The sequence below is a fragment of the Chloroflexus sp. genome (assembly GCF_034435895.1).
Lineage (GTDB): Bacteria > Chloroflexota > Chloroflexia > Chloroflexales > Chloroflexaceae > Chloroflexus.
Window position 1 is genome coordinate 15,032 of record NZ_DAOTWH010000255.1, and the last position, 21,138, is coordinate 36,169.

At 60.5% G+C, this 21,138-nt stretch carries 19 protein-coding genes; 11 read left to right on the forward strand and 8 right to left on the reverse strand.

The features are described 5' to 3' along the window. Nucleotides 1-274: 274 nt before the first annotated feature. Nucleotides 275-1,528: an acyl-CoA dehydrogenase family protein gene (locus U9R81_RS14770; RefSeq protein ID WP_322496194.1), complete on the reverse strand. Its 1,254-nt coding sequence runs from the start codon at nucleotides 1,526-1,528 to the stop codon at nucleotides 275-277. Nucleotides 1,529-1,795: 267 nt separating this feature from the next. Here U9R81_RS14770 and U9R81_RS14775 point away from each other — a divergent pair, with 267 nt between their 5' ends. Further along, nucleotides 1,796-2,983, forward strand: coding sequence for an iron-containing alcohol dehydrogenase (locus U9R81_RS14775; RefSeq protein WP_322496195.1), 1,188 nt, complete (start codon nucleotides 1,796-1,798; stop codon nucleotides 2,981-2,983). A gap of 60 nt (nucleotides 2,984-3,043) precedes the next feature. Here U9R81_RS14775 and U9R81_RS14780 read toward each other — a convergent pair whose 3' ends face one another. The 3 genes from U9R81_RS14780 to U9R81_RS14790 are packed head-to-tail and all read right to left on the reverse strand — an operon-like array spanning nucleotide 3,044 to nucleotide 4,576. After that, nucleotides 3,044-3,445, reverse strand: a complete 402-nt coding sequence (locus U9R81_RS14780) for an anti-sigma regulatory factor (RefSeq protein WP_322496196.1) — start codon at nucleotides 3,443-3,445, stop codon at nucleotides 3,044-3,046. After that, nucleotides 3,432-3,818, reverse strand: coding sequence for an STAS domain-containing protein (locus U9R81_RS14785; RefSeq protein ID WP_322496197.1), 387 nt, complete (start codon nucleotides 3,816-3,818; stop codon nucleotides 3,432-3,434). Before U9R81_RS14785 ends, U9R81_RS14780 begins: the two co-directional genes overlap by 14 nt. Before the next feature lie 44 nt (nucleotides 3,819-3,862). Further along, nucleotides 3,863-4,576, reverse strand: a complete 714-nt coding sequence (locus U9R81_RS14790; RefSeq protein WP_322496198.1) for a phosphatidate cytidylyltransferase — start codon at nucleotides 4,574-4,576, stop codon at nucleotides 3,863-3,865. A 398-nt stretch (nucleotides 4,577-4,974) separates the two neighbouring features. Here U9R81_RS14790 and U9R81_RS14795 point away from each other — a divergent pair, with 398 nt between their 5' ends. Both U9R81_RS14795 and U9R81_RS14800 read left to right on the forward strand, forming a co-directional pair. Next, the gene (locus U9R81_RS14795; protein WP_322496199.1) at nucleotides 4,975-6,249 is read left to right on the forward strand and encodes an alkaline phosphatase family protein; all 1,275 of its coding nucleotides are present in this window, start codon (nucleotides 4,975-4,977) and stop codon (nucleotides 6,247-6,249) included. A gap of 59 nt (nucleotides 6,250-6,308) precedes the next feature. After that, nucleotides 6,309-7,907 carry a hypothetical protein gene (locus tag U9R81_RS14800; RefSeq protein WP_322496200.1) on the forward strand — a complete coding sequence of 533 codons (1,599 nt, stop codon included), beginning with the start codon at nucleotides 6,309-6,311 and terminating at the stop codon, nucleotides 7,905-7,907. Here the strand turns inward: U9R81_RS14800 and U9R81_RS14805 are convergent. Both U9R81_RS14805 and U9R81_RS14810 read right to left on the reverse strand, forming a co-directional pair. Continuing rightward, nucleotides 7,855-9,126 (reverse strand): MFS transporter, encoded by a 1,272-nt coding sequence (locus tag U9R81_RS14805; protein WP_322496201.1) that lies wholly within the window; start codon nucleotides 9,124-9,126, stop codon nucleotides 7,855-7,857. The genes U9R81_RS14800 and U9R81_RS14805 overlap by 53 nt on opposite strands. Before the next feature lie 5 nt (nucleotides 9,127-9,131). Further along, nucleotides 9,132-9,596 carry a MarR family transcriptional regulator gene (locus U9R81_RS14810; protein ID WP_322496202.1) on the reverse strand — a complete coding sequence of 155 codons (465 nt, stop codon included), beginning with the start codon at nucleotides 9,594-9,596 and terminating at the stop codon, nucleotides 9,132-9,134. A 511-nt stretch (nucleotides 9,597-10,107) separates the two neighbouring features. On the opposite strand from U9R81_RS14810, the gene U9R81_RS14815 reads away from it, so the two are divergent. From U9R81_RS14815 to U9R81_RS14830, 4 genes are all read left to right on the forward strand, one after another. Continuing rightward, nucleotides 10,108-11,427 (forward strand): sugar ABC transporter substrate-binding protein, encoded by a 1,320-nt coding sequence (locus U9R81_RS14815; protein WP_322496203.1) that lies wholly within the window; start codon nucleotides 10,108-10,110, stop codon nucleotides 11,425-11,427. Nucleotides 11,428-12,051: 624 nt separating this feature from the next. Further along, a complete protein-coding gene (locus U9R81_RS14820) occupies nucleotides 12,052-12,993 on the forward strand; it encodes a sugar ABC transporter permease (RefSeq protein WP_322496204.1) in 942 nt (313 codons plus the stop codon). A 12-nt stretch (nucleotides 12,994-13,005) separates the two neighbouring features. After that, a complete protein-coding gene (locus U9R81_RS14825; RefSeq protein ID WP_322496205.1) occupies nucleotides 13,006-13,845 on the forward strand; it encodes a carbohydrate ABC transporter permease in 840 nt (279 codons plus the stop codon). Between the two features lie 15 nt (nucleotides 13,846-13,860). Next, nucleotides 13,861-14,913, forward strand: a complete 1,053-nt coding sequence (locus tag U9R81_RS14830; RefSeq protein ID WP_322496206.1) for a UDP-glucose--hexose-1-phosphate uridylyltransferase — start codon at nucleotides 13,861-13,863, stop codon at nucleotides 14,911-14,913. A 12-nt stretch (nucleotides 14,914-14,925) separates the two neighbouring features. On the opposite strand, the gene U9R81_RS14835 is transcribed toward U9R81_RS14830, so the two are convergent. Then, nucleotides 14,926-16,005, reverse strand: coding sequence for a sterol carrier protein domain-containing protein (locus U9R81_RS14835; protein ID WP_322496207.1), 1,080 nt, complete (start codon nucleotides 16,003-16,005; stop codon nucleotides 14,926-14,928). A gap of 248 nt (nucleotides 16,006-16,253) precedes the next feature. Between U9R81_RS14835 and U9R81_RS14840 the strand changes: the two genes are divergently transcribed. The 4 genes from U9R81_RS14840 (at nucleotide 16,254) to surE (ending at nucleotide 20,693) form a co-directional block, all read left to right on the forward strand. Then, the gene (locus U9R81_RS14840; protein ID WP_322496208.1) at nucleotides 16,254-17,012 is read left to right on the forward strand and encodes a sigma-70 family RNA polymerase sigma factor; all 759 of its coding nucleotides are present in this window, start codon (nucleotides 16,254-16,256) and stop codon (nucleotides 17,010-17,012) included. Between the two features lie 414 nt (nucleotides 17,013-17,426). Then, nucleotides 17,427-17,810 (forward strand): hypothetical protein, encoded by a 384-nt coding sequence (locus U9R81_RS14845; RefSeq protein ID WP_322496209.1) that lies wholly within the window; start codon nucleotides 17,427-17,429, stop codon nucleotides 17,808-17,810. Nucleotides 17,811-17,967: 157 nt separating this feature from the next. After that, nucleotides 17,968-19,227: a vWA domain-containing protein gene (locus tag U9R81_RS14850; protein WP_322496210.1), complete on the forward strand. Its 1,260-nt coding sequence runs from the start codon at nucleotides 17,968-17,970 to the stop codon at nucleotides 19,225-19,227. 707 nt (nucleotides 19,228-19,934) lie between these two features. Continuing rightward, a complete protein-coding gene (surE, locus tag U9R81_RS14855) occupies nucleotides 19,935-20,693 on the forward strand; it encodes a 5'/3'-nucleotidase SurE (protein ID WP_322496211.1) in 759 nt (252 codons plus the stop codon). 51 nt (nucleotides 20,694-20,744) lie between these two features. On the opposite strand, the gene U9R81_RS14860 is transcribed toward surE, so the two are convergent. Next, on the reverse strand, nucleotides 20,745-21,138 hold a 394-nt coding region (locus U9R81_RS14860), incomplete at its 5' end, for a hypothetical protein (RefSeq protein ID WP_322496212.1).

Consider the following 21,138-nt stretch of genomic DNA (forward strand, 5'->3'; position numbering starts at 1 on the left):
CCAGTGGGAGCGGGGTATTGTTGGATTCCGTGCTAAGCGCAGCGTTCCGCATACTCACGGTCGAGTTGCCCCCACCCCCAACCCCTCTCCCGCTGGGGGAGGGGAGAGTCAGCAGCCCGCGCAGCGGGCTTCGTGCTGCCCCTACGCGCCCTCACAATGACATGGTTGTGTCGCCCTCTCAAATCTGGAGTACGGCAGTTTGACTGCCGCACTCTACACCGCAATGCTGGATTGACTACATGGTGCAGGCCTGTCCGTGCCGGTCACAAGCGCATTACCCCTCACCTTCCCACACGTCTGGGTCATACGCCGGCAATTCGCAGCGCAGGTTGGGATACTTGCGATAACCCATCACGAAATCGGCCTGCAACAGCTCTTGCAGCTCACGGGTGCCTTCGTAGATGATCGCACCGCGCGCATTGCGCAGATACCGCTCCACCGGATACTCGTCGGCGTAACCATACGCGCCGTGGATCTGGATAGCGTCGTCGGCGGCTTCAAAGCTGCTCACGGTGGCGTGCCATTTGGCCAGCGTCGTCTCGCGGGTGTTGCGCAAGCCCTTATTTTTCATCCAGCCGGCACGGTACACCAGCAGCCGCGAGGTGTCGAGTTTGCGCACCATGTGGCTAATCATGCGCTTCACGAGCTGGTGTTCGCCAATTGGCACACCGAAGGTCTGCCGTTCGCGGGCATAGCGGATGCTGGCTTCGAGACTGGCTTGGATCAGGCCGGTGGCGCCGGCAGCTACGGTGTAGCGACCGTTGTCGAGCGCAGCCATCGCGATCTTGAAGCCTTCGCCCTCTTCGCCGAGCCGGTGCGACAGCGGTACCCGCACGTCTTGGAAGACGACGCCGCCGGTGTTACCGGCGCGCACGCCGAGTTTGCCGTGAATCGGGTAGCTGCTCACCCCGGGCATGGTACGCTCGACGATGAACGCGGTGATGCCGCGCGGCCCGGCTGCCGGATCGGTTTTGGCAAAGACAAGGAAGTTATCGGCCAAATCAGCCAGACTGATCCAGATCTTCTCGCCGTTGAGAATGTAAGAGTCGCCGTCGCGGCGCGCAGTGGCTTGCATCGCGGCGGCATCGGTGCCGCTGTTCGGTTCGGTGAGGCAGTAGGCAGCCAGTTTTTCGCCGCGGGCCTGCGGCGCGAGGAAGCGTTGTTTCTGCTCTTCGGTACCCCATTGCAACAGCGAGAGCGAGTTGAGGCCGGTATGCACGCTCATCACCACGCGCAGAAAGCTATCGACCCGCTCCAGCTCTTCACACACCACCGCCAAGGCGAGATAATCCATCCCGGCCCCGCCGTACCGTTGTGGAATGCAGATGCCGAGCAGTCCCAATTCTCCCATCCGTTTGAGCACCGGGCGCAGATGCGGGCGATCTTCTGGCCCTTCAGCTTTTGCGCCGCTGCGATCCCATTCGCGGATATGCGGCGCCACCTCGCGCTCGGCGAAGTTGCGCACCGTCTGGCGCAGCATGTCGTGTTCAGGGCCGAGAAACATGTCGTAGTTTGCCGTCAAATCCATTGCGATACTCCTTTGTATCGGGTCGAGCGGGCCAGCCGCGCTCGCCGCTACACGAATGCTTTGATTATACCGTGAGTGGCGGCGATGCGCGCCAAGCGGGCAGAGAACAGGGTAGTGAGCTGCATTTGGGTGGTGTGTCTTTATGCCGCCCAATGACCGCTAGGACACATTTTGACGCAATGCGCACATTGTATTACACTTCAAAGCAATCACGCCGTGTTACTGTCCCATATGTTCGCAATCTACTCGCCAGAAAGGAGAGGGCGTATGATGCCGCCACGAGAGTTTATCATGCCCGCGCAGATGGTGATCGGTTCGGGCGCCGTTGAGCAGACCGGCGCGCAGTGCGCCAAACGGGGATGGAAAAAGGCGCTGATTGTCACCGATCAGATCATGCAAAAGATCGGCGTTGTTGGGCAAGTTGAGCAGAATCTGGCCAATCACGGGATTGCCAGCGTCGTGTATGCTGGCGTCAATACCGAGCCGGTGGTTGAGTATGTGCAAGAGGCGTTAGCGGCATATCACGAGGGCGGGTGTGATTTTGTCTTGTCGGTAGGTGGCGGCAGCCCGATCGACACTGCTAAGGCGGTGGCGGTGCTGGTGACCAACCCCGGCTCGATCGAGCAGTATAAGGGGATCGGCAAGATCGCCAATCCCGGTGTGCCGTTGGTTGCCATTCCGACCACCGCCGGCACTGGTAGCGAAGCAACGATTTACACGGTGATTACCGATCAGAAGACCGATGTGAAAATGCTCATCGGTAGCCCGTACCTGATGCCGACGATTGCGATTGTCGATCCCATGTTGACCGTTTCGTCGCCGCCGAGCGTGACCGCAGCCACCGGCGTTGATGCGCTGGTGCATGCCATCGAAGCCTACGTTTCGGTTAAGCGGCAGCCGATGACCGATGTGCTGTGCTTGTCGGCGATCGAGTTGATTTCGAGTAATATCCGCCAAGCGTGGTCAAACGGCAACAATATCGAGGCGCGCGAGAAGATGATGTTAGGCGCGACGCAGGCTGGCATCGCTTTCAGTAATTCATCGGTAGCGCTGGTGCATGGTATGTCGCGCCCGATCGGCGCCTATTTCCATATTGCCCATGGCGTCTCGAACGCCGCTTTGTTGGCGGTGGTGACCGAATTCAGTCTGGTGGGTGATCCAAAGCGTTACGCAGACGTAGCGCGCGCAATGGGTGAACCGATCGATGGTCTATCGATCATGGAAGCCGCCGATCGGGCGGTAGTGGCGATCCGGCGGCTGGTGCGCGATATCAAGATTCCGTCGTTGCGCCAGTTGGGTGTCGAGCGTGAGCGGTTGATGGAGCTAGCGCCGGCAATGGCCGATGCGGCGATCGATAGCGGCAGCCCGGCTAATAATCCGCGCAAGCCGACCAAGCAAGAGATTATCGAATTGTACGCCAAAGCCTACGACGAAGGCGACCGGATGGCCGGGTAACGAACCGGCGGGCACATGTAAGGGTAGAGGCACATGGAGGGGCACAGCGACGCTGTGCCCCTACGTGCGCCACTTCCGGCAAACAATCGTTGTACCGACGCCTTCTTTCGACTTAATATCAAATTCGTCCATCAACCGTTTGGCGCCGGGCAACCCCATCCCCATGCCGCGCGAGGTGCTATAGCCATCTTGCATCACCAGATCGATATTCGGGATGCCGGGCCCCTGATCCTCGCAGATAATCTCGATCCCCTTGCGCGACCCCTTCTCGATATCGCGTACTATCACGTTGCCGGTGCCTGCATAGAGAAAGATATTGCGGGCCAGCTCGCTCACGGCAGTAGCGATGCGCGCCTGATCGATTGGCCCAAAGCCGAGCGCTTTGGCCATATCGCGAGCCATAGTGCGCGCGATGACGATATCAAGGTCGCTTCGAATGACAGCAGTCTTACTCTGCGCCATCGTCGCTCTCCTCGCTGGTCATTCGCTGCATCATGGCCAACCCCTTTTCGAGGTTGAGCGCCGTGAGCACGCGCGGTAATTCAAGTCCTAGCTCAACCAAGGTAATCGCAACTGCCGGCTGCAAACCGGTGAGCACCACCCGCGCCCCCATCAGGCCGGCCATCGCCGCGATGTCGGCGATAAGACGCCCGATGAAGCTGTCAACGACATCGATCGCCGTCAGATCGATAATCACGCCATGAGCGCGCGTGTCATGGATCTTTTGCAAGAGATCGTCTTTGAATTGTACTGCGGAGGCATCATGGAGAGCCACTTGAATCGAGGCGATCAGGATGTCTCCAATTTTCAAGATCGGGATGCGAAGATTATCCAAGCCGCACTCCTCATCTTACTCCAGCGAGTGTTGTCTTCTCGCCCTCATATTATAATTGCGAGCACTCCGGCAACGACTGCGCCGGCCAGCAATGGCACGCTCAGATTATCGGTGCCGTGTGGGGAGACCCCTTCGGCAACCGTCGCAACTAATGCCGCGACCACGCTCGCCGCCAGAGCGGCCCCCGCCCCAATTGGCTCGCTCTGCGGACTGAGCGCCGACCCCGGCACCAGCAACAGGGTGAGGAACATTGCGATCGCACTCGCTGCGAACATTGCGGCTGATCCCTCAAATGAGCGCCTTCCACGCCCGACTTGATAGTGATGACGGCCCCAACGCTTGCCGATAATGGCGGCGAGCGCGTCGCCCCACGTCATGGCCATCGTGCCGGCGGCAGCAATATATCCTCGATCGTCTGGCGAATTGGTACGCCAGAAGATCAGAAACAAGATCGTGATTGACAAGGCAAAATAGACCGTTCCCGGTGTGCTGTCAGGCGCATCAACTGCTTCGAGCAGCCGGAAACGGTAAAAAATAAAGTTGAGCACGATAAAGGTGGCAAACGGGATGATGCCGATCGTCCAGTTCTCAAACAGGGCTAGGACGCCAAATACCCACATCCCGGCGCCAATGTGAACGAACTTGCGGGTGAAATCTTGCGGGTAGCCACGCCAACGGCGGATGACTTCGGCTATGATGAGGAGACTAAAAGCGTACCCGAACGAGACAAGCAGGCCAATCAGATCGCGTGTGCTCATAGTGGCGCCGGTGCTATCGATGGCGAAACTTGGCTCTTATTCTATCCGTAGGCGGGCAAATCGTCAATTGATCAATAATGGTATATCGTGTGAATGTTTAATGACAATCTGCAGCGCGAGCATCCTAATACTTGTTTACGCATCAAGCTGGAGGCAAGCAGAGAGCCAGTTGCTGGAATGCGGCAGTTTGAACGTCACGTTCCATCCTCTGCGCTGCTGCGACCAGAGCTGTCTCATCCTCCTCAGCGCCATGATGGCGATGCCGGGTGGCATACCTGCGGCGCTCGCAGTATACTAACGTTGCATCCGCATGCAAGAATGTGCGAGCAGATTGTGATGAGGCGACGTGCGCGTAGCGAGACGCTGGATTATCATCTCTCGGCGCAAAGGAGCATCGTATGCTGGTTGCTGAGTCGACCGCTGCTGTGACTGCGGCAGTACAGGCTGAAGATCGCGTCCGTCCGCTTTACGACACTTACGGATTTGCCCGCATTCCAGCGACGATCGAGCGGCTGTTGGCCGGCGCTCAGGCTGATGGGTTGCCGGCAACGACGCTGGCCGGCTTGCCGGAACATCCGCAGACGGTCGTGCTCGTGTTGCTCGATTCGTTTGGCTGGCAGTTTTTCAGCCAGTTTGTTGATCGGGCTCCGTTTCTGCGCCGGTTTCTGCACGAAGGCCGGATCAGCCAGCTCACTAGCGCCTTCCCTTCGACCACCGCCGTCCATGTGACGCTGTTGCATACTGGTCTGGCTGCCGATCAAAGCGGCATTTACGAGTGGCATATCTTTGACCCTGACTTGCAAGCGGTGATTGGTTCGTTGCTCTTTTCACCGGTGTTTGAACTTAAGGCAGATGGCTTGGCGGCGTATGGGGTCGATCCGGCGCTGGTCTATCCGTCCGAACGGCTCTACCATCGCTTGCGCGCTGCTGGCGTAGCGAGCGCCGTCTTGCTGCCAGCGCCCTTGGCCCATTCAGTCTATACCCGCACGTTGTGCAGCGGCGCGCTAGTGACGCCATTTCAAAACCTTGCTGACGCAGCGGCCCGCTTGCACTATCTGCTCGAACGCCAGCGCGGGCCTACGTTCTATCTCGTGTATGTTGATTCGATTGATACGAAGATGCATGAGCATGGGCCAGCAGCGGATGCAGTGATGGCTGAAATCCAAACCGTGCTTGATCAACTCGAACAACATCTGTTGCCGGCATTGCGCGCTGCGCCGCAGCCGGCCCTACTCTTGCTGACTGCCGATCACGGCCATATCGCCGTTGATCCGCAGCAGGCGATCGTCTTAAACCGGCTCTGGCCCGAACTCGAACGCTATCTGCGCCGTGGCGGCGATCGCCAGCCGCTGCCGCCGTCAGGTTCGCCGCGCGTCGCCATCCTTCATGTGCAGCCGGGAGCAGTGGCTGATGTGCAAGCACAGCTTCAGCAACGGTTGGCCGGCAAAGCAACGGTGATGCCGACTGCCGAACTGCTGGCTGCCGGCTATTTTGGTCCCCAACCCAGCGAACGATTACGCGCGCGGTTAGGTGAACTGACCATTTTGCCTGCACCCGGCGAGGCAATGATCTGGGAACACCCGCGGGCCAAGCCGTTCAAGCAACGCGGTTTGCACGGCGGTTTGACGCCGGTGGAAATGCTGACCGAATTAGCGGCGTTGGCGGTGTCATAGCTACTTGCGCCGTGTGATAAGATAACGAGAGATGATTGCTTTGCAGCGGAGGCTTCGCTGTGTCTGAGACCGAATCTTCACCGCCGCCATCGCCGGCCCCCCGCTTAAACCGCGATACGTTGCTCTTGACTGGTGCGCTGGCGTTATTGGCGCTTGGCGTCGCGTTGACTTTTCTCTTTTCACCCGGCACGAATGATGTCGCGATTCCTGTGCCAACGGCGACGAGCGAACGCCCGCCGACGCAAGTTGGGCCATACCCGGCGCAAACATCGCCGGCGCCGGCTGGCGGGGTAGCAACGGTCGGGCCTGCGTACCCTGCCACGCAGCCGACGGTTGATCTTGCCCAAACCCAAACCAGCGTGGTGCTCGAACTGACCGCGCTAGCCGCTACGGTGCAGGCGGAAACGACCTTGACCGCCACTGCCGCTACGGCAGCGCCGGCTTATCCAGTGCCAGAAGGGACGCCGCCGTCTCAGCCGACGGTTGCGCCAACCGCGACGGCGCCACCGCCTCCCACAGCTCCGCCGCCAACGATTGCCGTGCCGCGCCCAACCTCGCCGCTGCCACCCACCCCAACCACGTCCGATCTCGTGATTGACGATAGTCCGACCGTGCCGCCGCCGCCAACCGCGACGTCATTGCCGACGGCTACCCCTGCCCCGACGCCGATCCCGGCGCTGGTGTTGCGTGGCAGTACGCGCTGGGCCGCCGGGCAGGGGCCGATTGTGCTCAACCGCGATGTGCAGCTTCCGCCCGGCAGCGAGTTGATTATCGAGCCGGGGGTCGAAGTGCGGTTAGCGCCGGGGGTATCGATCTATGTTGATGGTGGCCGGATGATTGCGCTGGGCCAGCCCAACCAGCCGGTGCGTTTTGTGGGGGCGACCGGCGCGCGCTGGAGCGGAATTTTTGGCCGCCCCGGCGGCTTTATCGCGCTTGAGCATACCGAGATTCGGGGCGGCGGTCTCGGCGGGACGGTGTTGGTAAGCGAAGAAGGCGGTCTCGTCGTGCGGTTTAGCCGGATTACCGATAACGGCGGTGGCGTGTTAGTGGCCGATTCGCGCCTCGAAATGACATACAGCGAGATTGCCGGGAATGATGTGCCATTTGGCGCTGCCCTCGATGCCTCGTATAGCCGTGGCAATTTCGTGACTCTCACCGGCAACCGGGTTGGCGGCAATGTGCTGAGCGCTGGCGCGCCGATGGTGCGGGTGGCTAATCAAAATGCCCGCGATACTCTTAATCTGGCGATTGAGGGGAATCTCTTCCGCGGTGGCAGCGCTAATCTGCAACTGACGACTAATAGCATCTTGCAGGGAACGATTGTTTGCAATGCGCTGATTGGCGATAATCTCGGTCTGAGTGTGCGGAGCGAGACGTTACAGGTGAAGCCCGACGGTACCTTCCTCATGCCGTTGCGCGTTGAGCAAAACTTCATCGAGGGCCATACGCCGGTGATCCGGCCAACCTATCTCACGTTTGGCATTGGCCGTGGCGCGGCTAGCGAGATCGCACTTGATATGCGCAATAATTGGTGGGGGCATGCCTCTGGGCCGTACGAGCCTGACGCCAACCCGCAAGGCATTGGTGAAGCGGTTGGCAGCAATATCACGTTTGCCCCGTGGTTGACTGCGCCGCCGGCGTGTGCTCCTTCCCGGTAGGAGTGCGCCGCTCGACCAACACCACTAATACCCAACCGATCACCGCACTCCCGGCAACGACCAGCGGTACGTTGCCGGTGAGTTCGGCAGTGCTGCCAGCCAGCATGCCACCCAGTGGACTCATACCCATGAGCATCAGGGTAAACACGCTCATCACGCGCCCGCGCAGCTCATCGGGCACGATCAGTTGAATAAGGGTATTAGTCAACGCCATCGTGGTAACGCCGGCCCAGCCGCATAACCCGATCAACACAAGGGCGAGCGGCACATTGTGGACTTGGGTGAAGGCGATCAGCAGCGGGGCATAGAGCAGCGCCGCTGCGGTCAGCAGCTTATCGCGGGGCGCATCATCGCGTAATTGGGCCAGTATTAATGCGGCTATCAGCGCCCCCAACCCGCTCGCCGCCGACAGCCAGCCGAGGCCGGCAGCGCCGATGTGCAGAATATCGCGGGCAAAGACCGGCAACAGCGGCAGATGCACGAAGCAAAAGAAACTCACCGCACCGGCGCGGAACAACAGCGCCCGCACGTTTGGTTCGGTCACAATATAACGCAAGCCGGCTTGCAGCCTCCCGCCGCAGCGCGGGCCAGCCGCAGGCTGGGCATCGAGCCGCATCAGCATTAGGCTGGCTAACACCGCCCCAAAACTCAACGCATTAAACAGAAACGCTGGCCCCTCGCCAATCCATGCCACGACCATACCGGCCACGGCTGGCCCCATCGTGCGCGCGCCGTTAAAGATTGACGAATTGAGCGCAATCGCATTCAGCAAATCCTCGCGCCCGACCATCTCGACCGTAAACGCCTGCCGGGCCGGCGCGTCGAAGGCATTCACTACCCCCAACAGCAACGCCAAAATGAGCACATGGCCAATCTGCACCATCCTGCTGAGGGTGAGCGCAGCAAGGATCGCCGCCAGCACCATCGCGGTTGATTGGGTGATGAGTAAAATTCGTCGTTTGGGGAAGCGGTCGGCGATGGCGCCGGCAAAGAGAGAAAACAACAGCACCGGCAGCGAATTGGCTGCCGCCACCAAGCCGAGCAGGAAAGGTGAGTCAGATAACCGCAACACCAGCCAACCTTGCGCCACACTCTGCATCCACGTGCCGGTCAGCGAAATCAGTTGCCCGCTGAAAAAGAGACGATAGTTGCGATGGCGCAGAGCGCGGAACATCGCCGGCCAATGGTCAGCGTCGGCAAGAGCATGGCTTGTGCGCATAGACGTTACTCGGTGTCTTCGCGATCGCGATGGGTCTGTAATGCTTCATACAGATGCTGCATCGCGTCGTGGAAAGCGGCTAACTCTTCTGAGGAAAGATAGCTCAAACGTTGTTCTACCAGCCGCCGGTGGCGCGGGCGCAATTCCTCGATCAGCTCCTTGCCGGCAGGCGTCAACTGCACCAGCGTCACCCGCCGGTCACGCGGGTCGGTAGCGCGCTGCACCAAGCCGCGCCGCTCAAGCCGGTCAACCAGCCGGGTGAGGTTGGAATTATCAGCCAGCATCTCGTTGCAAATATAGCTCAGCGGCACACCCTCTTCGGTAGCGTAGAAGAGGATCGCGTACTGCGGCGTTGAGAGATCGTAAGGCCGGAACTCATCACGATTGAGCTCCTGAAAGCGGCGATGCAGCTTCAGGAAGAGACGATAGGCTTCGATCTGGGGTGAGTCGGTGGTGCTAATTTCAGGCATACGCTTATCCTAGACTTATCAACTATTGTATCAGAAGTATTGGATTTGGCAAGCAAGAGTTGCGCCTGACCCCAATCGTATCGGTGTCAGGCGCAGCGGCTGTGGCGTGCTCACCAGTAGAATGCGAACAGCCAGACCATCAGCAGAAACGCGACCGCTCCGGTCAGAGTAATGGCGAAGAAGACGGGCTTGACCTCAGGATCGCCGCTCCACTCGGGCTGCATACCTCTCTCCTTTCCGGCGCTGAGCGCCGACACGGCCTTGTGTGACACATTGTACCGCGTTTTGCGCAAATGTGTGACAAGACAAGCAGGTACGGCCCGTTGGCTTATTGCGGCATATACTTGCATAGTTCGCGCAACAACTATATAATGCGCTCACCACGCAATGCACCTGTTACCCGCAGTGTTGCGCTCACTGGCGGCACGCCCCGTTGATGGTGATGGCAGGCCTGCGTGATGGCGTCGTAGCGCGTGGCAAGGATGTTCTGTCGAGAAAGGATCGAGCGAAGATGCTACGGAAACACACCCTGTCGTGGATTGTGCTGGTTTCATTGTTGGCGATGTTGCTCGCAGCTTGTGGCGGCGGGCAACCGGCTACCGGCGGCGGTAGTGGCGGTAGTGGCAACAATGTGACCACTGGCGGCCAGCCGGTGACGATTCGCTGGCGCACCCGCCCCGGCGATGCCGCCGAGCAGCGAGTCTATGAAGAACTGAACGCTCTAGTCAACGAGAAGCTGAAGGATAAAGGGATCACCGCGGTCTACGATCCGGCGCCCAATCAGGGGTACTTCGAGAAGCTGAAGACCGAATTAGCCGCCGGCAATGCGCCCGATATCTTCTGGATCGGCGGCGTTGAGCTGGCCGATTTCGTGAACACCGGCCAGATTCTTGATCTCAAGCCGCTGATTGACGCCGACAGCAGCTTCCAGTTGAGCAACTTCTACCCCAATGTGATCGAGCAGTTGACACGCGATGGCAAGATCTACGGCCTGCCGCGCGACATCTCGACCATGGTCGTCTACTTCAACGAAGACCTGTTCAAGGCGGCTGGTCTGAAGACCCCCAAGGAGCTGGCGGCTGAAGGCAATTGGAACTGGGACACCATGCTGGAAGCGGCGCGCAAGCTGACCAATCCGGCTAACCAGCAGTATGGGCTTGGCTTCGGCAACTGGTGGGGGCCGGGTTGGGGTTATTTCATCAATGCTGCCGGTGGCAGTCCCTTCACTCCCGACCGGCGTGGCTGCGCATTGAATACCCCAGAGGCGATTGCCGGCGCTACGATGGTGCGCATGCTCTACGACGAGAAGCTGCTGCCAGCCGGTGACGCCGACGGCGAGGCGCTCTTCAATGCCGGCAAGGTCGCTATGTACTTCAATGGTCGCTGGTTTACCCCCGGTGTCCGCACCAATGCCCAGTTCAACTGGGACGTGGCGGTGATGCCTGAGGGCAAGGTCAAGAGCACGTGGCTCTTCTGGGGGCCGTATCTCGTCAGCGCCAAGACGGCGAACTCGCAGGCGGCATGGGAAGTGCTGAAGGTGCTGACTAGCGCCGAGGCAACGGCGAAGGTGGCCGCGCTAGGCACCAACATCCCGCCGCGCAGCGATCAAGCCGCGGTGAATGCCTTCCTCGCTTCGACCCCGCCGGCCAATAATCAAGCCTTCCTCGACGGCATTCCCTACGCGGCGCTGGAAGCGCCGGTGTGGGACGGCAACTGGGCCGATTTCAGCGGCATTGTCCAGAGCCTTTGGGATCAGATGATCGCCGGCCAGATCACGCCTGAGCAGTTTGGCCAGCAGGCTTGCCAGCAGACGGCCAGCACCTTCAAATAGAGGCCGGCGCGATAGGCGGAGCGGCGGGCGTGCGCCGCTTTGTCTGATCGGCTCTATCTGTGCGTGGGGCGTGCCTTGTCATTGCGAGGGCGCGGAGCGCCCGAAGCAATCTCCCGCTTCAGCGAGAGCGAACCCACAATGGCCCCACCCCAGCCCTCCCCCGCTGGGGGAGGGGGTACAGGGAAGGATGCCTGAGCGGGCCGCTTCCGTGCTCGGAGGGGATGGCGTCGCCGCCTGCGGCGGCTCGCCATGCCAGTTGGGGAGCGAAGGGGGCGTGCCCGATTGTCATTGCGAGGGGGCGCAGCTCCCGCAGCAATCTCCCGCTGAGGCGGGAGCGAACGCACAGCGGATTGATCTCGTGCTCGGGGGATGGCGTCTCCTTGCTCCGCTCGGCTCGCACTGACATCGGAAAGCGGGAGGGAGTGCTCCCATGGTCGGAGGGGATTGCTTCGCCTCGCTCCGCTCGGCTCGCACTGACAGGTAGGGAGCGGGGGGCGTGATGCACGTCTGACCAGCGTAAAATGGTGTAAAGCGTATTCTACACATTCGTGTGATGGCTCGTCTTCTTCGTTTGTTGTCGCAGGCGGCGATTGAAGGGTCGTCACCATTGTCTGGAGGTACACCATGGCCAACCAAGCGCCGGCCACTCTGCCTGCACCAACCGCGCGCCGTCTGAGCGGGCGGCGTGTGCGGCAATGGATCGACGCTTTCGGCATGCTGTTGCCGACCATTTTAGGGGTTTTGATCTTCTTTTTGGTGCCGCTCGCTATCTCGTTTTACTTGAGCTTTACCGACGCGCGCCTGTTTGGTGATCCGAATCTGGTTGGCTTGAACAATTACCAGCGCGCCTTGTCTGACCCGACCTTCTATCGGGCGATGTGGAATACGGCGGCGTTTTCTTTGGTGACGCTGATCGTTTCCACTGTGCCGGCTTTGCTGTTGGCCGTGATCCTGAACGAACGGATCGCTGGCCGCACCTTCTTCCGCGCCGTCTTCTTCATTCCGGTGGTGGCGTCAGTGGTCGGCGTGACCCTGCTCTGGCGCTATCTGCTCAATGTCGATTTTGGCTTCGTCAATTACGCCATTCGTCTGCTCGGCTTCGAGCCGATTCCGTGGCTGACGCGCCCGGAATGGGGGTTGGCCAGCGTGATTCTGGTCTTCTCGTGGAAGACGATTGGCTACAATATGGTGATCTTTCTGGCCGGCTTGCAAGGCGTGCCGCCGCAGCTCTACGAAGCGGCTAGTCTGGATGGGGCCAGCCGTTGGCAGCAGTTTCTCTATATCACGGTGCCGATGCTCTCGCCAACGACGTTCTTTGTGCTGGTGACAACCTTGATCAATTGTCTGCAAGTGTTCGATGTGCCGATTGCACTCGGTTTGACCCGCTCGAATACGGTTGGGCCAGCCGATTCGATGTTGACCATCGTGCCGTTGCTCTGGCGCGAAGCTTTTATCGGCGGACGGATGGGCTATGCTTCGGCGCTGGCTTGGTTGCTGTTTGTGATTATTCTGCTGCTGACCTTCATCCAGTTCCGCATGTCGCGGCGGTGGGTGCATTACGAGTAAGCGAGGTGGGTGATGGCAAGCATGATCTTGCGCCGGCCATGGGAAAAGCTGCTGGCTTATGTGGTGCTGAGCATCACCGGCTTTGTCATGGTCTTCCCGTTTATCTATATGGTGCTCTCCTCGCTTAAGCCTTCGACTGAGGTGGTGCAGGTGCCGCCGACGCTGTGGCCGAGCGAGATTCGCTGGTCAAATTACGTAGAAGTGCTCAATATCGTGCCGCTCGGCACCCAATTGATTAATACTGTGATCGTGACCGCGCTGGTGGTGCTCGGCTGGGTGATAACTTCGGTGCTGGCCGGCTACGCCTTTGCCCGACTCGAATTTCCCGGACGCGAGTTTTGGTTTGGCGCGTACCTCGCCACGCTGATGGTGCCGTTTGCCGTGCTGATTGTGCCGATGTACCGGCTAATGCTGCTGTTTGGCTGGGTTGACCGGTTAGAGGCGTTGATTATTCCGTGGCTGTTTACCGCTTACGGCGCCTTCTTGCTGCGCCAGTTCTTTATGAGCGTGCCGAAAGACTTAGAAGACGCGGCGCTGATCGATGGCGCGTCGCATTGGGGCATTCTCTTCCGCATCTTTCTGCCGCTGGCCCGTCCGGCGATTGCGACGCTGGCGACGTTCGCGTTCCTTTATGCATGGAATAGCTTCCTGTGGCCGCTGATCATCATCAGTAGTCCAGCGCGCAAGGTGGTGACGCAGGGCCTCGTCGATCTACAGGCGCTCTATGCAGCGCGCGTCGATTTGATTATGGCTGGCTCGACGCTGGCTATTTTGCCGACGCTGATCGTCTTTTTGTTCGCCCAACGTTACTTCATCGAAGGGATCGCCACTTCCGGTTTGGCCGGGCGATAAGCGGGGAGGATGCGTATGCGCCATCACGAACTCTTCAGCCGGCCTCATCGCCGGCTGAACCAACTTACCGGCGAGTGGGTGCTGGTATCCCCCCACCGCACCCAGCGCCCGTGGCTAGGGCAGGTGGAAACGTTGCCACCCGCCGAGTTGCCGGCCTACGATCCGAACTGTTACCTTTGTCCCGGTAACACGCGGGCCAATGGGGCGCAGAATCCAGTCTACACTGAGACGTTTGTGTTCGAGAACGATTTTGCCGCGTTGCTGCCAGATATTCCGCTCGATCGGGTGAGTGTCCGCGCGCCGGCTGTTGATGGCGAGATTGGCCCGGCGCTGTTACACGCCGAAGCCGAGCGTGGCATCTGCCGGGTGGTCTGCTTCTCGCCGCGCCACGACCTGACGCTGGCCCAGATGTCGCAGGCCGACGTGCGGCGAGTGGTTGAGGTTTGGGCCGAGCAGTACCGCGAGTTGGGCGCGATCGACTGGGTGCAGTCGGTTTTGATCTTCGAGAACCGCGGCGCGATGATGGGGGCGTCGAATCCGCACCCGCACGGCCAAATCTGGGCCAACGAGCAGTTGCCGAACGAGATGGGCAAAGAGCTGGCGACGCAGACGGCTTATTGGCACGAGCACAACCGCTGCCTGCTTTGCGATTATCTGGCGCTTGAGCTGGATGCCGGCGAACGGATCGTCTGCGCTAACGAGACATGGGTAGCGCTGGTGCCGTTTTGGGCGGTGTGGCCGTTCGAGACGCTGGTGCTGCCGCGCAGCCATACCGGCGCGCTGCCTGATCTTGATGAAGCCGGACGCGAGGGGTTGGCCGCCATCTTGCGCGAACTGACCGCGCGCTATGACCGGCTGTTTAACGTCACCTTTCCCTACAGTATGGGCTTCCACCAGCGTCCCACCGACGGCTTGGCGCACGACGGCTGGCATCTGCATGCTCATTTCTACCCGCCGCTGCTGCGCTCGGCCACGGTGCGCAAGTTTATGGTCGGCTACGAAATGTTGGGCCAACCCCAGCGCGACCTGACCCCCGAACAGGCGGCGGAACGGTTGCGCGGAGGCTAGCGGCGCTCGACCTTACCACGCCGCCGGAAAGAGCGCCTCTACCACTCCCACCTCATGGCTGGCGCAGCGCAGATCGCCGGTCGCGCGCAGATCGCTCGCGCTGCGCCGGCCTAGCAGCAACGCCGAGAGACCGCCAATCGTGATCTGCGTCACCTCAACATCGGCGATACTGGCCCCGGCGCTGATCTGCACCGTCCCGGCGCGGCATTCAATCCGCGCCGATCCCCACTCGCCGCGCAAGCCAAGGCTGCCCTCCCAGCCAGTGTAGCGTGAGGTTGCCAAGCGCGTAGCCAGCGCCGGCTGTTGCAAGCGCAATGCGGTGAGCGGATCGATCGCAATCCAGACCGGCGTCACGGCATCGTCCGGCGGTAAGCGCATGGCCACGCTTGCGCCTAATTCGAGCGCAGCCTGCGTCAGCAGGTGATCGGGCGTTAACCACAACTCGCGCACGGTATTTGGCAACCGGCTGAGCAACGCGCGCGCCGCGCCGGCATCAACGGCGCGTCCCTCAATTACGGAACCGCCTTGCAGCATCGCATACCCGGTGACATTCCCAAACCGATCACGCGCTACCAGTGGCGGCTGCGCGGCGATCTGCCAGCGCCAATCGGCTTCGTACCGCAACGGAATGACGCAGCGGGGCGCAGGCGCGTGCTGATCGAGCGCCACCAGATCGGCCACGTCATCGAGAGTAGCCGGCGCCAACGAGCCATCGCCGCCGCGCCACGCGACCCGGCTGTCCAGCGTGGCCGGGATCATCCCCCACTGGCTGGCTATGCTCAGCGGCAATGCACAACGCAACCATGCCATCCCGGCGGCGACGGCGCTTTCGGTAGCCGTGGCGAGCAGCGCAGCCACGAGGTCAGGATGGTTGCTGCCGGCCAATTCCACCTCTCCCACCTCAAACCGGGTGAGCTGGCGTTGCCAACGAGTATGGGCGACGAGACCGATAGCCTGATCGCCGCTATCTGTGGTGGCGATCACGTGCAGATCAGGTTGGTAACGCGGATGGCGCTGCCGGTGGGCCACCAACGACGGATCGATCAGAGCGGGGATCGCAGTGGATAGCGGGCTGACAGTTATATGACTCATGGTTTATTCAGCAATTGTCCTGTCACCAAACTATGCGATTGTCTCATTCGGGGCATCATTGGGCAACAACATCGCTACGTTTTTTAAACCTTATTTGTCATCTCCTGCTCATCTTACATACTTCTCGATCGCGCCGTAACTTCCTACAATGCAGCGCAGAGGGACATACACCAAGTGATCGTGTCGCCGGTCGTTTCGGCCACCGAGGCGCGAAGCGGAGACGTTGAGCATACGAAGCGAGGAAATCGATGATTGCGCCTACCATAACCAACTTGAACTCACCGGCAACGTTGCATGCGTCAGTTGTGGGCGATGAAGCGGCGACCGGCCTTGCCACGCTAGACGTGGAAGAATTAGCCCGTCGTTGCGCGATTGAGAGTGAGCGGTTTTACCGCGGCCACTCGCACGACTCGCGCTACAGCTATGAGTTATTCCGGCGGGCGCTAGTCGAGCGTGATGAAACCGCGTGGAATTATCTCTTTCAACATTATAGCCCGTTGGTTGAGGGTTGGATCCGGCGCAGCGGCGCGTTTGTCAGCAGCGGCGAAAGCAGCGAATACTTTGTGGTAGGTGCGTTCGCGAAGTTTTGGCGCGCGGTAACGCCCGAACGCTTTGCCTCGTTCCCCAATCTGGCTTCGCTGTTGCAATACTTGCAACTGTGCGCGTCAAGCGTCGTGATCGACTCGGTACGGGCGCAGTCGTGGGCCGAGATGATGCCGGAAGAGCGGATCAGCGAACAGCGCATGCCGCGCCTCTCGCCGGATGAAGAGGCGATGCAGCGGGTCGATCGGCAAGAGTTCTGGCGTTTCATTGACAGCCAATTGCACAACGAGAGCGAGCGGGTGGTGGTCTACGGTTCGTTTGTGCTCGGCCTGACGCCGCGCACCATCTTCGAGCGCTACGCCTCGCTCTTCGAGAGCATCTACGATGTGTACAACGTCAAGCGCAACGTGTTGAGCCGGCTCAGCCGCAATAACCACCTGCGGGCGCTGTTTGCACAGGCGTGAACGCAAAGGCGCCAAGCGAGCAAAGGCGCGGTAGAGCCGCACGGCGGTGGGACCCCCGACGCGCAGAGGACGCAAAGGATTCAAACGCAAAGGCGCAGAGAACGCAGAGGTTTTAATGAAAAGGCGCGAGGCAAGCAGCGGGCGTTCCCGATTGTCATTGCGAGGGCGCGCAGCGCCCGAAGCAATCTCCTGCTGAAGCGCGATCGAGATGGTAATGCAAGGGCATGGGGCGCGAGTGCGACGGATCAACAACAGATCGAGCAGCGGTGTTGAACCACACATAGCTCCTTCAGGATCAACACCTAAAATCTCGTGTGAGCGGGAACGTGAAAAACGTTCCCGTTTGCGTTTCTTTCAACAGGAAACGCTTGCAGGTTCATCTGCTGATCTGGTTGCTCACGGAGGCGCGCCGGTATGGAAGAAGAACAATTGAGCGACGGCGCAACCCATCTTTCCGGCTCTGAGATTATTGCTGCCGCTGATGGCAAAGTCGATGAAGCCATGGTTGACCATTTACGCCACTGTGAGCTGTGCCGTCAACGGATAGCGGCGTTGCGCGCGATGCAACAGGCGTTGCGGCGCCGTCTTTACCGCGCGCTTTGCCCCTCGACCGAGCAGTTGGCTGACTATTGTCAAGGCCTCTTGTCTCCTGCCCAACAAGCGCTTCTTGCCCACCATATCGCCTCGTGCCCCTATTGCAGCGCCGAAGTTGACCTTATGCTGCAGCGTGATCCGTTGATCGACCGGCTGTTGCTCAGCGATCTGCTGAACCGGCGGGTGTTGCGGTATCTGCGGTGATCTCCTCCAGCCGCACTGCCGTGCGGCTCTACGGGGGTGCGATCTCTGGCGGGGTGCGGTACAATACAATTAATTGCAACCGCCGCCGCTATCGCATCGTCGCATACGTCGGGACCGTTCGTCAACCGGGCGAGCCGGTTACGACGAGGAGTTGGCTATGGCAGGAGAAGTGAATCTGCGCGCCGCGCTGGCGCGTCCCTTTTTGGCGACTACGACCACGCCACAGGTGGCGTACATCTTGCTCGAAGCGCATCCGGCGCCACAGATGACGCAAGTGCGGATGCCGGTCAACGTCTGCTTTGTGCTTGACCGCAGCGGTTCGATGAAGGGCGAGAAAATTGAGCGGCTGCGGCAGGCGGTGGTGAAGGCGATCGAGCAACTCGATCAGCAAGACTCGATCGCGATTGTCATCTTCGATCACCGCACCGAAGTGATCGTGCCGGCGCAACCGGTGCGCCATCGGGCCACCATTCTCGATCTCGTTCACCGCATCCGCGATGCCGGCGGCACCCGGATTGCGCCGGCGGTCGAGAAGGGGTTGCAAGAACTGCAAAAGATGCCTGCTGGCGTGCGCCGCCTGATCCTGCTCACCGACGGCCAAACCGAGCATGAGAAGGAGTGTCTGCTGCGGGCCGAAGATGCGGGCCGGCTCGGCATTCCGATCACGGCGCTCGGTATCGGCAAAGACTGGAACGAAGACCTGCTGATCGAGATGGCGAACCGCTCGAAGGGCGTGGCCGACTACATCGCCCAACCGAGCGAGATCGTCAACTACTTCCAGCACACCGTCCAACGCGCCCAACAGACCGTCATTCAGAACAGCGTGCTTACCTTACGCTTGGTGCAAGGCGTGACGCCGCGCGCCGTCTGGCAAGTGACGCCGCTGATCGACAACCTCGGCTACCAGCCGATCAGCGATCGGGCAGTGAGCGTTAATCTCGGCGAACTCGAAAGCGCACAGGCGCGCGCCTTGCTGATCGAACTGCTGGTCGATCCACGCCCGCTCGGCGCCTACCGGATCGGGCAAGCCGAGTTGAGCTACGACGCGCCGGCGTTACGGCTGGCTGGCGAAAAGGCGAAGATTGACATTATGCTCACCTTCACCGCCGACCAATCCCAACTGCAACAAGTGAATCCGGCGGTGATGAACATCGTCGAAAAGGTGAGCGCGTTCAAGCTCCAGACTCGCGCTTTGCAAGACCTTGCCGCCGGTGATGTGAGCGGTGCAACCCAGAAGCTGAAGAGCGCGGTGACACGCCTGCTCAATCAGGGGGAAGTGGAGTTAGCGGCGACCATACAGCAAGAGATTGCCAATCTCGAACAACAAGGCCAAATGTCAAGCGAGGGCCAAAAGACGATCAAGTTTCAGGGCCGCAAGACGGTGCGCTTGACCGATATTGAATTGCCGAAGGAGTGAGGGGAGTTATATTTACCGCAGAGATCGCAGAGGACGCAGCGGGGAAGGGTGAGCGGTGAGACAAAACCCTCTGCGCCCTCTGCGTCTTTTGCGTCTTTGGGTTGATCCCTCATCCCCCTGCCCCTGCTCCCCCCTGACGGCGGGAGAAGGGGGGCCGCTGAGAGGGCGGGAGAGGCACTGTTTTGCTCCCTTCCAGCCTCCTTTCCTCTGGGGTCAGCCGTATCCCCGGCCCTGAAGGGCCGGGCTAGGGGTACGAAGCCTGCTGCGCGGGCTGATGCCCCCACCCCTTGCCCCTCCCCCGCTGAGGGGTGATGGGGATGGCAGCACGGGGCTTTACGGCATTGCACAGCGAGCAACGGTGGTATTCGGCCAAGCGTTCTGTCCGCTCTTCAACCCTGCTGGGGGGAGGTGATCGACTCCCTCCCCCGGAGGGGGAGGGCTGGGGTGGGGGCAATGATATGTACCGCAGAGGACGCGGGGGATGCAAATGCAAAACAAATCGGGTGGAGCCGCACAGCCGTGCGGGTCTACGAATATCCCAAAACTCTTTGCGTCCTCTCGTCCTTTGCGTCTTTGGGTTTACATCCTCTGCGGCCAACGAACGCTTGCCTCGTCACGGAAAGTCTCGGTAGAATGTAGGGAGTTCGACCATGGCCAGTTGACTAACCGGCGCGTGGGCGCCGGCATTTCACATAAGGACACCATGTATGTACATTCTTGTCACCAACGACGATGGCTACCAAAGTCCGGGGTTAGCGGCATTGCGCGCCGCATTGAGTGAAATCGGCGAGGTGGCGGTGGTTGCCCCTGACCGCAACTGGAGCGCCGCCGGCCACTACCGCAAACTGTTCGACCCGCTGCGGGCGTGGGAAGGAACGCTGAGCGACGGTTCGCCGGCGCTGATCTGCGACGGCACGCCGGCTGATTGCGTGGCACTCGCGGTGATGGGCCTGCTCGACCGCAAACCCGATCTGGTGGTGTCGGGAATCAACCTAGGGGCCAATCTCGGCACCGACCTGCTCTACTCCGGCACCGTCGCCGCTGCGATGGAGGGCATCGTCTTCGGGATACCGGGGTTAGCGGTCTCGCAAGTGCGGCCCAAAGACGGCCAGTGGGACTTTCAGGCGGCGCAGGTAGCGGTGCGGCGGTTGGTGACGATCATTCGCGAGCGCGGTTTACCATCAGAAGTGCTGCTCAACCTCAACATCCCGGTGGTAGCGCCCGGCGAGCTGCGCGGGATCAAAGTGGGCCGGTTGGGCCGCCGCGTCTACCGCGACGAGCTGGTGGTGCGCTACGACCCGCGTGGACGGCCATACTACTGGATCGACGGGGCCGAGCCGGAAGATCACTACGAAGAGGGCACCGACATCGCGGCGATCAGCGAAGGCTATGCCAGCTTGACGCCGGTACAGATGGATTTGACCAGCCACCGTTGGCTAGAAGAGCTGCGCCAGTGGGAGTTGTGAGTGTTTTGTATGGTGCGGTGGGGTACCTAGGGGCACAGCGTCGCTGTGCCCCTAGGTACCCCGCCGCATCGCTTCTTCGACCCACGCAAACGCCTGCACAAAACTGGCCCCGATCTCTGGGTATGCTCGGATCAACGCGGCCTCTACAGCAAATGAGCTGAGCAGCTCATTATAGCTCTGCGCCTGTTGCCAAGCCTCGGCAAGAAGCGGCACGGCCTCGGCAATGCGGTTGGCGTTGGTGAGGGCGGCGAGGGCGGCGGCGCAACGCTGGTTGTCAGCAATCGCGTTGGCAGCGTCGCGGGCTTTGGAAAAGACGCTGGTAGCCTTGTGTTTCAGTTCTGCATTAGTAAGTGCGGTGGCTAATTTTATTAGAACTGAGGTTTTGCACAATCGAGAGGGGGTTGCCAAGGGTAGTAGAATGGAGGCATCAGGATGCGGTTGAGGC

Excerpts from the sequence above, each read along its gene's own strand:
- surE (WP_322496211.1), top strand. The coding sequence starts at position 19,935 with ATGTACATTCTTGTCACCAACGACGATGGCTACCAAAGTCCGGGGTTA.
- U9R81_RS14850 (WP_322496210.1), top strand. The coding sequence starts at position 17,968 with ATGGCAGGAGAAGTGAATCTGCGCGCCGCGCTGGCGCGTCCCTTTTTG.
- U9R81_RS14845 (WP_322496209.1), top strand. The coding sequence starts at position 17,427 with ATGGAAGAAGAACAATTGAGCGACGGCGCAACCCATCTTTCCGGCTCT.
- U9R81_RS14790 (WP_322496198.1), bottom strand. The coding sequence starts at position 4,576 with ATGAGCACACGCGATCTGATTGGCCTGCTTGTCTCGTTCGGGTACGCT.
- U9R81_RS14825 (WP_322496205.1), top strand. The coding sequence starts at position 13,006 with ATGGCAAGCATGATCTTGCGCCGGCCATGGGAAAAGCTGCTGGCTTAT.
- U9R81_RS14770 (WP_322496194.1), bottom strand. The coding sequence starts at position 1,528 with ATGGATTTGACGGCAAACTACGACATGTTTCTCGGCCCTGAACACGAC.
- U9R81_RS14780 (WP_322496196.1), bottom strand. The coding sequence starts at position 3,445 with ATGGCGCAGAGTAAGACTGCTGTCATTCGAAGCGACCTTGATATCGTC.
- U9R81_RS14815 (WP_322496203.1), top strand. The coding sequence starts at position 10,108 with ATGCTACGGAAACACACCCTGTCGTGGATTGTGCTGGTTTCATTGTTG.
- U9R81_RS14795 (WP_322496199.1), top strand. The coding sequence starts at position 4,975 with ATGCTGGTTGCTGAGTCGACCGCTGCTGTGACTGCGGCAGTACAGGCT.
- U9R81_RS14835 (WP_322496207.1), bottom strand. The coding sequence starts at position 16,005 with ATGAGTCATATAACTGTCAGCCCGCTATCCACTGCGATCCCCGCTCTG.
- U9R81_RS14820 (WP_322496204.1), top strand. The coding sequence starts at position 12,052 with ATGGCCAACCAAGCGCCGGCCACTCTGCCTGCACCAACCGCGCGCCGT.
- U9R81_RS14830 (WP_322496206.1), top strand. The coding sequence starts at position 13,861 with ATGCGCCATCACGAACTCTTCAGCCGGCCTCATCGCCGGCTGAACCAA.
- U9R81_RS14810 (WP_322496202.1), bottom strand. The coding sequence starts at position 9,596 with ATGCCTGAAATTAGCACCACCGACTCACCCCAGATCGAAGCCTATCGT.
- U9R81_RS14840 (WP_322496208.1), top strand. The coding sequence starts at position 16,254 with ATGATTGCGCCTACCATAACCAACTTGAACTCACCGGCAACGTTGCAT.
- U9R81_RS14775 (WP_322496195.1), top strand. The coding sequence starts at position 1,796 with ATGATGCCGCCACGAGAGTTTATCATGCCCGCGCAGATGGTGATCGGT.
- U9R81_RS14805 (WP_322496201.1), bottom strand. The coding sequence starts at position 9,126 with ATGCGCACAAGCCATGCTCTTGCCGACGCTGACCATTGGCCGGCGATG.